Origin of the sequence: Kaistia adipata DSM 17808, assembly GCF_000423225.1 — a bacterium.
Lineage (GTDB): Bacteria > Pseudomonadota > Alphaproteobacteria > Rhizobiales > Kaistiaceae > Kaistia > Kaistia adipata.
Genome location: NZ_KE383991.1, coordinates 818590 through 831859, shown reverse-complemented (window position 1 = coordinate 831859; position 13270 = coordinate 818590). Strand labels below are relative to the sequence as shown.

The 13270-nt window shown below is 67.6% G+C and carries 10 protein-coding genes and 1 pseudogene; all 11 read left to right on the top strand.

Annotated elements, in window-relative coordinates; genetic code table 11:
* Positions 1 to 120 precede the first annotated feature (120 nt).
* The 11 genes and pseudogenes from G539_RS0116765 to G539_RS0116715 all read left to right on the top strand — a co-directional run bounded on the left by G539_RS0116765 (position 121) and on the right by G539_RS0116715 (position 13154).
* Positions 121 to 837 carry a B3/B4 domain-containing protein gene (locus G539_RS0116765; RefSeq protein ID WP_029076220.1) on the top strand — a complete coding sequence of 239 codons (717 nt, stop codon included), beginning with the start codon at positions 121 to 123 and terminating at the stop codon, positions 835 to 837.
* An 85-nt stretch (positions 838 to 922) separates the two neighbouring features.
* On the top strand, positions 923 to 1927 hold the full coding sequence (locus G539_RS0116760; RefSeq protein WP_029076219.1) for an ArsR/SmtB family transcription factor: 1005 nt from the start codon (positions 923 to 925) through the stop codon (positions 1925 to 1927).
* Entirely contained in the window at positions 1927 to 2868 is a 942-nt protein-coding gene (gene metF, locus G539_RS0116755; protein ID WP_029076218.1) for a methylenetetrahydrofolate reductase [NAD(P)H], read from the top strand. Before G539_RS0116760 ends, metF begins: the two co-directional genes overlap by 1 nt.
* Positions 2869 to 2908: 40 nt before the next feature.
* Positions 2909 to 6642: pseudogene (gene metH, locus G539_RS25205) on the top strand (methionine synthase).
* 131 nt (positions 6643 to 6773) lie between these two features.
* The gene (locus G539_RS25200) at positions 6774 to 7496 is read left to right on the top strand and encodes an AzlC family ABC transporter permease (protein ID WP_051231558.1); all 723 of its coding nucleotides are present in this window, start codon (positions 6774 to 6776) and stop codon (positions 7494 to 7496) included.
* Positions 7486 to 7806 carry an AzlD family protein gene (locus G539_RS0116740; RefSeq protein ID WP_051231556.1) on the top strand — a complete coding sequence of 107 codons (321 nt, stop codon included), beginning with the start codon at positions 7486 to 7488 and terminating at the stop codon, positions 7804 to 7806. Before G539_RS25200 ends, G539_RS0116740 begins: the two co-directional genes overlap by 11 nt.
* A gap of 603 nt (positions 7807 to 8409) precedes the next feature.
* A complete protein-coding gene (locus G539_RS0116735; RefSeq protein ID WP_029076216.1) occupies positions 8410 to 9468 on the top strand; it encodes a DUF2336 domain-containing protein in 1059 nt (352 codons plus the stop codon).
* A 101-nt stretch (positions 9469 to 9569) separates the two neighbouring features.
* A complete protein-coding gene (locus G539_RS0116730) occupies positions 9570 to 10790 on the top strand; it encodes an alanine racemase (protein WP_029076215.1) in 1221 nt (406 codons plus the stop codon).
* 3 nt (positions 10791 to 10793) lie between these two features.
* The gene (locus G539_RS0116725) at positions 10794 to 11387 is read left to right on the top strand and encodes a hypothetical protein (RefSeq protein ID WP_029076214.1); all 594 of its coding nucleotides are present in this window, start codon (positions 10794 to 10796) and stop codon (positions 11385 to 11387) included.
* 35 nt (positions 11388 to 11422) lie between these two features.
* Positions 11423 to 12355 carry an extensin-like domain-containing protein gene (locus G539_RS25195; RefSeq protein WP_084640047.1) on the top strand — a complete coding sequence of 311 codons (933 nt, stop codon included), beginning with the start codon at positions 11423 to 11425 and terminating at the stop codon, positions 12353 to 12355.
* Between the two features lie 97 nt (positions 12356 to 12452).
* Positions 12453 to 13154 (top strand): hemerythrin domain-containing protein, encoded by a 702-nt coding sequence (locus G539_RS0116715; RefSeq protein WP_029076213.1) that lies wholly within the window; start codon positions 12453 to 12455, stop codon positions 13152 to 13154.
* Positions 13155 to 13270 lie beyond the last annotated feature (116 nt).

Sequence of the window (13270 nt, the reverse complement as noted above, 5' to 3'; positions counted from 1 at the left end):
AGACAGAAAGGCGGCGCCCCGGGCGCCGCCTTTTCGATTCCGGTCCCGATCGCGCAAGTCGATGCCTTCCAGGCTCAGCCGGCATCGGGCAGAGAGAACCGACATCCGCAGGACCATCCGATGCGCCTCGACATTTCCGAACTCGCCGCCGCCTTTCCCGATTTTCGCGTCGCCGCCGTCGTCGTTGAGGGCCTTGCGGTCCGGCCGGAGCGCCCGGACGAGCTTGCCGCGCTGATCGAGGCCCGCGAGGCGGAGACGCGACGGGTCTGGAACGGCACCGAGCTTTCGGAGATTCCGGGTGTCGCCGCCTGGCGGAAGGCCTATCGCGCCTTCGGTATCAGGAAGACGAGCTACCGCTCCTCCGTCGAGCGGCTGGTGAGGAACGTGCTCGCCGACCGGCCGCTGCCCGTCATCAACAGCTTTGTCGACGCCTACAACTCCGTTTCGCTGACGCATGTGCTGCCGCTCGGCGCCGACGATCTCGACCGCGTTTCCGGCGATCTCGCCTTCCGCTATGCGCGGCCGGGCGACAGCTTCTTCGACATGGCCAGTGGTGAGGACGGTTCGGCCGGTCCGGCCGAAGACCCGCCGAAGGACGGCGAGGTCGTCTATGCGGATGATGAGAAGGTGCTGTGCCGGCGCTGGAACTGGCGTCAGGACGGGCGCTCGCTGGTGACGCCGGAGAGCCGCCGCGCGATCGTCACGCTGCAGGCGAATGGCGTGGGGGACCTCGACGCCGCGATCGCCGATCTGCTGCAGCTGATCGAGCGCTTCACGGGCGGCAGCGCCCGGGTCGCTGTTGCCAGCAGCGCCGCGCCGGTTGTGACCATCGCCTGAAGGCTCTTTACAGATATAAAGATATCTTTATATCTACTCCGAACTCGAAGGCGTCGATGGCGCGCCGCGAGGCTGGAGTTTCACGATGGCGGGTCAGGCAGCTCTTTCGACGGATGCGATCATCGCGGCGCTCAAGGCGGCCGGCGAGGCGACGCGCTACCGCATTCTGGCGCTGCTCGCGGCCGGCGAGCTGTCGGTCAAGGACCTGACCTCGATCCTCGGCCAGTCGCAGCCGCGCATCTCGCGCCATCTGAAGCTGCTCACCGAGGCGGGGCTGATCGAGCGCTATCCGGAAGGGGCGTGGGTCTACTACCGGCTCTCCGAATCGGCCGCCGAGCGACGCCTCGTCCAGGACCTGGTCGGGCTCGCCGCCACCGACGACGCGACGCTGGCGCGGGACCGCGAATGGCTCGCCGGCGTCAAGCGCGAGCATGCGCAGGTCGCGGCGCGCTATTTCACGGAAAACGCCGCCGAGTGGGACACCATTCGTTCGCTGCACGTGCCCGACGCCGCCGTCGAGGCCGCGATGCTCAAGATCGTCGGCACGCGGCCGATCGGCGCCTTCCTCGATATCGGCACCGGCACCGGCCGGATGCTGGAGCTGTTCGCGCCGCTCTACCAGAAGGCGGTCGGCATCGACGCCTCGACGGCCATGCTGGCGGTGGCGCGCGCCAATCTCGACAAGGCCGGCATCGCGCATGCGCAGGTCCGGCACGGCGACATCATGAAGTTGCCGATGCCGCGCGACAGTTTCGATCTCGTGGCCATCCATCAGGTGCTGCACTATCTCGACGATCCGGCGGTAGCGCTGGCGGAGGCCGCGCGCGTGCTGCGGCCGGACGGCCGGCTGCTGGTGGTGGATTTCGCGCCGCATGGCCTCGAATTCCTGCGCGAGCGCCATGCGCATCGCCGGCTCGGCTTCTCGCACGAGACGATGCGGGCCTGGATCGACCAGGCCGGCCTCGTGCTGGACGAGGCGATCGATCTGGCGGCCGCGTCCGCCACGGAACAATTGACAGTCACGCTCTGGCTGGCGCGGGATCCGCGCTTCATCGTCGCCGGGGCTGCGAAGGGGTTGGAGACCGCGTGATGCGTGAGACGATCGATCGGGCGAGCCGCAACGGGGCAGGGGCTTCGGCACTGAAGGTGTCGTTCGAGTTCTTCCCGCCGAAGACACCCGCGATGGAGGAGACGCTCTGGGCCTCGATCGAGCGGCTGGCGCCGCTCGCGCCGTCCTTCGTGTCGGTCACCTATGGCGCGGGCGGATCCACCCGCGAGCGCACCCACGCCACTGTGTCGCGCATCCTGACCGAAACGGCGCTGAAGCCGGCGGCGCACCTGACCTGTGTCGGCGCCAGCAAGGCGGAGATCGACGCCGTGGTCGACGGCTACGCGGAGCTCGGCGTGCGCCACATCGTCGGCTTGCGGGGCGATCCGGTCGAAGGCATCGGCGCGGTCTACCGGCCGCATCCGGAGGGTTATGCGCAGGCGTCCGATCTCGTCAGCGCCATCCGCAGCCGTCACCCGGAGATCGAGGTCTCCGTGTCGGCCTATGCCGAGCGCCATCCCGAAAGCCGCGATTGGCAGACCGAGCTGGACAATCTGAAGCGCAAGGTCGATGCCGGCGCGACGCGGGCGATCACCCAGTTCTTCTTCGACAACGATCTCTATTCGGCCTTCCTCGACCGCGTCGCCGCGGCGGGCATCGACATCCCGATCGTGCCCGGCATCGTGCCGGTACAGAATTTCACGCAGACGGCGAAGTTCGCCGAAAAGGCCGGCGCCAGCATTCCATCCTGGTTCGCGGCCCGCTTCGAGGGCCTTGAGGAAGACGCGACGACGCGGCAGCTGGTCGCCGCCGCCGTCTGCGCCGAACAGGTGTTCGACCTGGTCGACCGGGGCGTCAACGAGTTCCATTTCTACACGATGAACCGCGCCGATCTGGTCTATGCGATCTGCCACCTGCTCGGCATGCGGCCGGCGCAGGCCGCGACGACGGAAGCGCTCTCCCTCGGGGAGAAGGTCGGGTGAGGGCCTTGCTCATCGGAATCGAATGGCGAAAGAGCACATCATGACGATCTCAGCCTCCACCACCGATCTGAAGCGCGCCGCGGCGCAGCGCATCCTCGTGCTCGACGGCGCCATGGGCACGATGATCCAGCGCCTGAAACTCTCCGAAGCGGATTTCCGCGGCGAGCGCTTCAAAGACTGGCATCGCGACCTCAAGGGCAACAACGACCTGCTCGTCATCACGAAGCCGGATGCGATCGAGGCGATCCACCGCCAGTATTTCGAGGCCGGCGCCGACATCGTCGAGACCAACACATTCTCCTCGACGACCATCGCCCAGGCTGATTACGGCATGGAAGCGCTTGCTTACGAGCTCAACCTCGAAGGCGCGCGCGTGGCCAAGCGGGCGGCGGACACGGTCGCCGCCGCGACGGGCCGGCCGCGTTTCGTCGCCGGCGCCATCGGACCGACCAACCGCACCGCCTCGATCTCGCCTGATGTCAACAATCCGGGTTTTCGCGCCGTCACCTTCGACGAGCTGCGCGACGCCTACGCGGATGCCACGCGTGGCCTGATCGACGGCGGTTCGGACATCATCCTGATCGAGACGATCTTCGACACGCTGAACGCCAAGGCGGCGGTCGCTGCCGTCGAGGATGTGTTCGACGAGAAGGGCGTCACGCTACCGGTGATGATCTCCGGCACGATTACCGATCTCTCGGGCCGGACGCTCTCCGGCCAGACGCCGACGGCGTTCTGGTATTCGCTGCGCCATGCGCAGCCATTCTCGATCGGACTGAACTGCGCGCTCGGCGCCCGCGAGATGCGCGCCCATATCGACGAGATCTCCCGCATCGCCGATACGCTTGTCTGCGCCTATCCGAACGCCGGCCTGCCGAACGAATTCGGCGAGTATGACGAGAGCCCCGAGGCGATGGCCGTGCTGGTCGGCGAATTCGCCAAGTCCGGCCTCGTCAACGTCGTCGGCGGCTGCTGCGGCACCACGCCGGACCACATCCGTGCCATCGCCGAGGTGGTCGAGGGCGTTACTCCGCGCGCCCTGCCTGCCATCGCTCCGAAAATGCGCCTTTCCGGCCTCGAACCGTTTGAAATCGCCTCATGACCAACGCCACCGCCATTTTCGTCAACATCGGTGAGCGGACCAACGTCACCGGCTCCGCCAAATTCCGCAAGCTGATCACCGCCGGCGACTATTCGGCGGCGCTCGACGTCGCGCGCGAGCAGGTCGCCAACGGCGCGCAGGTGCTCGACGTCAACATGGACGAGGGCCTGCTCGATTCCGAAGCGGCGATGGTTACGTTCCTGAACCTGATGGCGGCGGAGCCCGACATCGCCCGCGTGCCGGTGATGATCGACAGTTCGAAGTGGTCGGTGATCGAGGCGGGCCTGAAGTGCGTCCAGGGCAAGCCGATCGTCAACTCGATCTCGATGAAGGAGGGCGAGGATCAGTTCCGCGACCACGCCCGCAAGCTGCGCCGCTATGGCGCCGCCGTCGTCGTCATGGCCTTCGACGAGAAGGGCCAGGCGGACACCTTCGAGCGCAAGACCGAGATCTGCGCGCGTGCCTACAGGATCCTCGTCGACGAGATCGGCTATCCGCCGGAAGACATCATCTTCGACCCGAACGTCTTCGCGATCGCGACCGGCATCGAGGAGCACAACAATTACGGCGTCGACTTCATCGAGGCGACGCGCTGGATCCGCCAGAACCTGCCGCATGCGCATGTCTCCGGCGGCATCTCGAACCTGTCCTTCTCGTTCCGCGGCAACGAGACGGTGCGCGCGGCGATGCACTCCGTGTTCCTCTACCACGCGATCGCCGCCGGCATGGACATGGGCATCGTCAATGCCGGCGCCCTGCCGGTCTATGACGACATCGACCCGGAACTGCGCGACCTCTGCGAGGACGTGATCCTCAACCGTGTCGAGGACGGTACCGAGCGCCTGCTCGAGATCGCCGAGCGGTTCAAGGGCGGCGTCAGCACCAAGAAGGAAGCCGACCTCACCTGGCGCGAGTGGCCGGTCGAGAAGCGGCTCGAGCATGCGCTTGTCTCCGGACTGACCGATTTCATCGAACTCGACACCGAAGAGGCGCGCGCCAAGGCCACGCGCCCCCTCGACGTGATCGAGGGGCCGCTGATGGCCGGCATGAACGTCGTCGGCGACCTGTTCGGCGCCGGCAAGATGTTCCTGCCGCAGGTGGTGAAGTCCGCCCGCGTCATGAAGCAGGCGGTCGCCTATCTGATGCCGTTCATGGAGGAGGAGAAGCGCCTGCTCGGCACGACGGGCTCGTCCTCGGCCGGCAAGATCCTGCTCGCGACCGTCAAGGGCGACGTGCACGACATCGGCAAGAACATCGTCGGCGTCGTGCTCCAGTGCAATAATTTCGAGGTGATCGACCTCGGCGTCATGGTGCCGGCCTCGAAGATCCTGGCCACCGCCAAGGCCGAGAATGTCGACATCATCGGGCTCTCCGGCCTGATCACGCCGTCGCTCGACGAGATGTGCCATGTCGCGGCGGAGATGGAGCGTGAGGACTTCAACGTGCCGCTCTTGATCGGCGGCGCGACGACGTCGAAGGTGCACACTGCCGTCAAGATCCACCCGAACTATGCCAAGGGACAGGCCGTTTACGTGCTCGACGCCAGCCGCGCGGTCGGTGTCGCGTCGAGCTTGCTCGGCCGCGACAAGGCGAACTACGTCGCCGACGTCCAGGCGGACTATGTGAAGATCGCCGACGCGCATGCCCGCGCGCAGGAAAACAAGCGCCGCATCACGCTGGCCGATGCGCGCGCCGACGGGCTGAAGCTCGACTGGTCGAGCTATCGGCCGGTCAAGCCGAGCTTCCTCGGCACCAAGGTGTTCCGCGACTATCCGATCGCCGAGCTGGTTCCCTATATCGACTGGACGCCGTTCTTCGCGACCTGGGAGATCAAGGGCACCTATCCGCTGCTGTTCGAGGACGAGAAGGTCGGCGCCGCCGCCCGCTCGCTCTTCAACGATGCGCAGGCGATGCTGAAGCAGATGGTCGAGGAGAAGTGGATCTCGGCCAATGCCGTGATCGGCTTCTGGCCGGCCAACGCCGTCGGCGACGACATCGCGCTCTACGAGGACGAGGCGCGCGATACGGAAAAGGCGACGTTCTTTACGCTGCGCCAGCAGATCGCCCGCTCGACCGACAAGCGCCGCCATGTCGCGCTCTCCGATTTCGTCGCGCCGAGGGAGACCGGGGTCGGCGACTATGTCGGTGGCTTCGCCGTGACGGCCGGCATCGGCGAAGAGGCGGTTGCCGAGCGCTTCAACCGCGCCAATGACGACTATTCGAAGATCCTGAGCCAGGCGCTGACCGATCGCCTGGCGGAAGCCTTTGCCGAGCGCATGCACCAGCGCGTTCGTCAGGAGTTCTGGGGCTACGCCGCCGACGAGACGCTCTCGAACGAGGAGCTGATCCGCGAGACCTATGCCGGCATCCGCCCGGCGCCCGGCTATCCGGCCCAGCCCGACCACACCGAGAAGCGGACGCTGTTCGATCTGCTCGACGCCGAGGATCAGGCCGGCATCAAGCTGACCGAAAGCTTCGCCATGTGGCCTGGTTCGTCGGTGTCGGGCCTCTATATCGGCCATCCCGAGAGCTACTATTTCGGCGTCGGCCGGATCGAGGCCGACCAGGTCGCGGACTATGCCGCCCGCAAGGGCTGGACGGTGCAGGAGGCCGAGCGCTGGCTGGCGCCGGTCCTGAACTACGACCCGATCCGCGTCGAAGCGGCGGAGTGATTTTGCGCGCCTCCTGCCGCCCTTGTGTGGCAGGAGGCGGCTCCGGCCGATTGGCTCTGGCAGGCCGAAGCGGAATCCGCTAGGGACAGCGAAGTTTCACAGGTCCCCCGATTACGTCAGAAAAGCCCCACATGTCGGCTTCATTCACCGCCGCCGGATTTCGTCGGGGCTTTCTCGAAGGCCTGGCGCTTCTGCCCGGCATGATCGCGTTCGGCATGGTGTTCGGCGTGCTGGCGGCGCAGGTCGGTATCTCGGTCCTCGGCGCCACCGCGATGAGCGTCATCGTCTATGCCGGCACGGCGCAGCTGCTGGCGCTGCATGCCTGGAACGCGCCCGATCTGCTCTTCGCCGTCTTCGTCGCCGTTGTGGCGATGAATGCCCGCTACGTGCTGTTCGGCGCCGCGATGCAGCCCTGGATGCGCGGTCTGCCGCCCTGGATCGCCTATGCGTCCATGTATGTCCTCGTCGACGCCAACTGGGCGACGGCGATGCAGGAGCGCGACCAGGGCCGGCGCGACGTCGGTGTCTTCGTCGGCATGGGGCTCGGCTGCATGGTCGGCTGGGTCGCCGGCACCATCGCCGGCGCCGGCTTCGGCCAGATGCTGGGCGACACGCGCCGCTTCGGCCTCGATTTCTTCCTGCCGGCCTTCTTCCTATCGCTCGCCTGCGGCTTCTGGAAGGGCAGGGCGGACGTGCTGCCGCTGGTCATCGGCGGCGGCGTGGCGATCGTGTTCGAGCGCTATGTCGGCGGCTCGATGCATGTGCTCGCGGGCGGGCTCGCCGGCAGCCTGACGGCCGCCTTCATGCCGCGCGCGACGGCTTCCGCGGACGGAGGCGCGCGCGATGGGTATTGATCCCAACACGACGGCCGGCTTCGCGATCGTCATCGCCGTCATGACGGTGGCGGCCTATCTGACGCGGATCGCCGGCTTCTTCCTGATGCGCTTCGTCGCGGTGACGCCGCGCGTCGAGACCTGGCTGAAGGCGCTGCCGCTCGCCATCATGGGCGCGATCCTGGGGCCGATCGTGGCGCATGGCGGGCTGGCCGAATTTGCGGGGTTCGCGGCGACGATCGCCGTCTATTACTGGCGGCGCAACGACATTGTGGCGGCTTTCGCTGGCATGGCGGTGGTGGCGGCCTGGCGCGCCGGCGTGGGTATGTGAGAGGCGATCCCGGCCCTTGGCCGGCCGCAGCCTGATCTTGCAGTCCAGGCCTCGCCTGGCTCGTCCGTCCGGAGCTGCCTGCGAAGACTACTCCCGCCGGAAAAATCCGGTCGGGTCTGCCAGATACGCTGTCGGGAACGCGTGCTCCTAAAAGGCCGGCGGAGGAATCAGATCGCTCCGAATACGATTGCCGCGACGAACACAAAAGCGGCACTGACGGCCAGCAGATGGAACGGTTTAGCGAGGCTCATGGACATCTCCCGGGTCTCTCTTCACGCCCAACTTCCACCGCAAATACTAACGGGATCGGCGCCGGCGGCAAGGGGAGAAATTGCCGGTTCGGTCGCATGGAGCGCGGAATCGCGCCGTTTTTTCGGTAAGCCGTGGAATAATCTCCCAAATCCTCCTGTGAAAATCCGCCATCGCAGCGTCATTATTCCGCGCGCCCGCTGCCGCAATCGTCAACGCGCGTTCACCATGATTCCGCCGCCGAACGGTCGGTTTGTTACCCTCGTGGTAACGTTCCGGAAACCCCGCGCCTCAATCGTTTCTTATGGTTTGGCTGCGACCGTTCCCGGATGACAACCACGCCGGACGACGCGCATGGATGACCACCGGATCGGAACCGATGTCGCGGTGCCGTCGGGACGACGCGCCGCGCTGCTCGCGTCGATCACCGATCTCTACGGCCATGCCGGCCATGCCGTGACGCCGCAGACCGCCGCGCTCTACAGCGAGATCGTGCTCGGCGTTTTTGACGCGCTGACCGGGAGCGAGCAGGCGGCGCTCGCCGACCGGGTCGCGCTTTTGCCCAACGCGCCGGCGGCGATCCTCCGTCATTTCGCGACCCATTCGAGTGACACGGCCGAGCCGGTGCTGCGCCACTCGGTCGCCTTCGACGACGGGAGCCTCGTCGCGCTCGCGGCGACGCTGCCGCATGACCGTCTCTGCGCCATGGCCGGCCGGGCCTGGGTTTCGGAATCGGTGTCCGACGCGCTGCTCGATCGTGGCGACCGCGCCGTGCTCCGCCTGCTTGCCCACAATCCCGGTGCCCGCTTCTCGCAGCACGGCCTCGCCATCCTCGTCAGCGAGGCGGAGCAGATGCTGGCCCAGCGCCGGGCGGAGGCCCGGACCGGCGCCGATGACGGCGTGCGCGGGCAGATCATCGCCTTCCCGGCGCAGGCGACGCGCGGCGCGGCCCGCCGCGCGCTGGCGGCGTCGGCGGGCGCCGGCGCCATCATTCCGCTGCCGGCAGCCACATGCCCGCCGCAGGAGCCGGACGCCGCCGCCGCCGGCGCCAGCCCGGTCGCCACCGTCATCGCCACCGTCGCCTCGGGCGATCGCATGCTCGAGGTCGCGGGCCTGCTCGCCGCCTTCGCCGGCCTGCCGGTCGACATGGTCCGCCGGATGATCGCCAAGCCCGACACCATGCCGCTCGCGGTGCTCTGCAAGGCGGCCGGTGTCTCGGTCGAGACCTTCGCCGCCATCGCCGCCATCCGTGGCCGCCGGCACGGGCAGGGGAGCGAGACGGTCGAGACGCTGGTGCGGGCCTATGAGGCGCTGACGGCCGAGGACGTCGCCCGCACGCTGCGCTTCCTGCGCGCCCGGCACGGCGCCGCCTTCCTCGCCAACCTCCCCGTGTCGCAGGAACCGACCGGCTGACGTCTGCAACCGGCCGGCTCCGCTCGCATTGGGTCGGCGGGGTTTTCGCGATGGCGCGGCGCTGATAGCCTCGCCTTGCCACGGTCAGACGGGTCAGGACGATGGATCGCTTCGAGACCGCCCGCGACGCAGCCTACAAGCTCCGTCCGGACCAGCCGCTCTACTGCTTCCGGCCCGAGGTGCTCCGGGCCGACGCGCTGGCGTTCAAAGAGGCCTTTCCCGGCCGCATGGCCTATGCCGTGAAGACGAATGGCGAGCCGCTGGTGCTCAGGACCCTCGCCGAGGCCGGCGTCGACTGCTTCGACGTCGCCTCGCCGGCCGAGTTCGCCGCCGCCCGCGCCGTCGCGCCCGATGCCGAGCTGCTCTACATGCACCCGGTCAAGGCGCAGTCCGACATCCGCCTTGCGCTCGAGACCTACGGCATCCGCGTCATCGCCGTGGACCACGAGGACGAGATCGCCAAGATCGTCCGCATCGTGCGGGCGCTGGATCTCGATCCCGAAGAGATCACGCTGTTCGTCCGCCTCGCCACGCGCGGCCATGCCGCCTACGAGCTCTCCAAGAAGTTCGGCGCGGCGCCCGGCCATGCCGTGGAGCTGGTGGAGCGGATCGCCGCGCTCGGCTTCAAGGTCGGGCTCTGTTTCCATGTCGGCAGCCAGGTCGAGGACACGGGCACCTATGAGCGCGCGCTCGCCTCGGCGGCCTGGGTGCGGTCGCGCGCCAATGCGGAGCTGGCGGCGCTCGACATCGGCGGCGGCTTTCCCGCGCCCTATGGCGGCGATCCCAAGCGCAAGCCTATCGTGCGCCCGGAAACTGCGGCGCTGGTTGCCGACATCGTCCGCGATGCCGAGGAATGGGGTTTCGGCGACCTGCCGCTGGTGGCGGAGCCCGGCCGGGTGATCGTCGCGCGCTGCCTGTCGGTCGTCGTCCGTGTGCTCCTGAAGAAGGGAAGGCGGCTCTACATCAATGACGGCATCTGGTCGTCGCTCTCCGACTCCTGGACAGGCAAGATCACGCTGCCGGCGCGTCACCTGCCGGATCCGGCGCGGCGCCGGCGCGGCGTCAATGGCGACGCGGTGGTGCCGTTCCGGGTCTGCGGCGCGACCTGCGATTCCGTCGACATCCTGTCGCGACCGTTCTACCTGCCGGAGAATATCGGCGTCGGCGACTGGATCGAGATCGGCCATATCGGCGCCTATTCGCTGTCGCTACGCACCCATTTCAACGGCTTCTATCCGGACACCTTCGTCGAGGTGACGACGCCCTTCGAGGCGGCCGGGCCGGTCGAGGGCTTCGCCACCGTCGAGACGATGGGAGAATAGGCGATGCTGTTTCGCGCGCCGTTCCTGGCCGGGATCGCCGAAGGGCGTGTCTCCGTGGCGTTCCGGCGCTGGCGTCGCCCGACGGTCAAGGCGGGCGGATCGCTGCATACGGCCGCCGGCGTCGTCAGCATCCTCTCGGTCACTCCGGTCGAGGAGGCGGATATTGGCGACGCCGATGCCGCCGCCGCCGGCTTCTCGTCGCGCGCGGCACTTGTCGCGGATCTCGCGCCGGACGGAACGCTCTATCGGATCGATCTGCGCTTCGCCGGCGAGGACGAGCGTCTGGCCCTGCGCGATCCGGCGTCGCTTGCCGAGGACGGCCTCCAGCGCCTCGGCGGTCGCCTGGACGCCATGGATGCGGCGGCCAGGAGCGCGCCGTGGGCCTGGCGTTTCCTGGAACTGATCGGCGAGCAGCCCGGAAGGCGGGCGGCGGACCTCGCCGGGCTGGCGGGCTTCGAGACGCTGGACTTCAAGGCGCGGGTTCGTCGACTGAAGGCGATGGGGCTGACGGAGAGCCTGGCGACCGGCTACCGGCTTTCGGCAACCGGAGCTGCGCTGCAGCGGATGCGTGCAACGTCCCCGCGAAATCATGGTTGACCTTTCCTTAAGAGCTTCGGGCGCATGCTCGCGGCATGTTCTGTTGCGTAGCGTTGCGTACCGCGTCTGTGCTCGCTCTCGTCTCGCTCGCCGGGTGCGCCCTGAACTTCCTTGGGGAGGAAAGGGAGACCTGGCGAGATGCGACGGAGCGAGCCTGTCTTGCGCAAAAGCTCGTCGTTCCCTCCTATTTCCAGCGCCCGGCTAGGGAAGTGGAAGGAAAGGGAACCTGCGGCATCGAGAAGCCTCTGAAGGTCAACGCCTTCGCGCAGGGCATCGTGGCGGTGACGGGCGGCGACGTTCTGCTCGGCTGCATGATGACCCAGGCGATGGAACGCTGGATGCGCGAGGGCGTGCAGCCGGCCGCCCAGGCGCGCTTCGGCATGCCGGTCACCGAGGTCCTGACCATGGGCACCTATGCCTGCCGGACCCGCAACAACCAGCATCGTGCCAAGATGTCCGAACACGCCTATGCGAACGCCTTCGACGTCGCCGGCTTTCGGCTCGCGGATGGCCGCACGATCCGCGTGAAGAGCGACTGGCGCCGTGGTGATCCGGCGGCGCAGGCCTTCCTGCGCGAGACGCTGATCACCGCCTGCACCTATTTCACCACTGTGCTGGGGCCGGGCGCGAACCGCCAGCACGAGGACCACATCCACATCGACCTCGCCCGACACGGCAAGAAGGGCGGCTCGCATTACTGCCGGCCGAAGCTCGACATGCCGGCGCCGACGCCGCTCGATCCCTATGCCAACATGCCGATGGCCTCGCTGCCGCAGGCGCCCCAGGCACCCGGGCCGGAAAGCCTGGAGCCGCGGACCTTCACCTATCGCCTGGACGAGAATGCCGGCCAACCCGATGGCATGGGCACGCAGCCGGGCGACCCGGTCCTCTCCGGCCAAGTGCCGGCCGTGCCGCCTTCCGGGCCCTATACGCCGCCGGCCAGCATTCCGCTTTCCTACGCGCCCTAGTCGCGACGGCGCGGACCCGTGCCTATGACTTGCGTCACAGCTTCCGCTAACGTCATGTTGTATCCGCCGTCCCTCTTGGGGTTTCGAGGAGACAATGATGACTGCCCACACAGCCGTTTACGTCGATGAGACGCGCTACAATCTCTATGCATCCATTCACAAGGGACTGCGGCGCGCGCAGGGGCAATTGATGACCCGGCTCGGCGCCATCGATCCACTGAGCGCCGAGGATGTCGCGCAGCTGATCAAGGACCTGCGGCTGATGATCTCGATGGGCCGCAAGCACCTCGCCCACGAGAACACCTACATCCACACCGAGATCGAGAAGCGCAGCGTCGGCTCGTCGTCCCGCCTGGCGGATGACCATGACGAGCACGAGCGCGAGTTCCAGGCGATCGAGGCGATGCTCGCCCGGATCGAGGCGACCGCGCCGGCCGCGCGCTCACCGCTGCTGCGCGCGCTCTATCTGCGCTACACGGCCTTCCTGGCGCATGATTTCGAGCACATGATCGAGGAGGAGACGGAGACGCTGTCGCTGCTGCACCGCCTGTTCAGCGATGCCGAGCTCGCCACCATCGAGGGCAACATCGTCGGCTCGGTCGAGCCCGACATGATGATGGAATTCATCCGCATCATGATCCCGGCGATGAACCCGGCCGAGCGCCTCGGCATGCTCGGCGGCATGAAGGCGGCGATGCCGGTGCCGGTGTTCGCGGCGATCGTCGACATGGGCGTCAAGCCCGTGCTGACGCCCGCCGACTGGCAGGCCCTCGAGCGCGCGCTCGCCGTCGCGGCGTAGGGCGGGGCTGAAAGGCGTCGAACCCTCCGAGGAGGCTCGGCGCCACCACGATCCTCAACATGCTGAGGAGGCCCGGAGGGCCGTCTCGAAGCACGCAGAGGGGCGCCGGTCAGCGG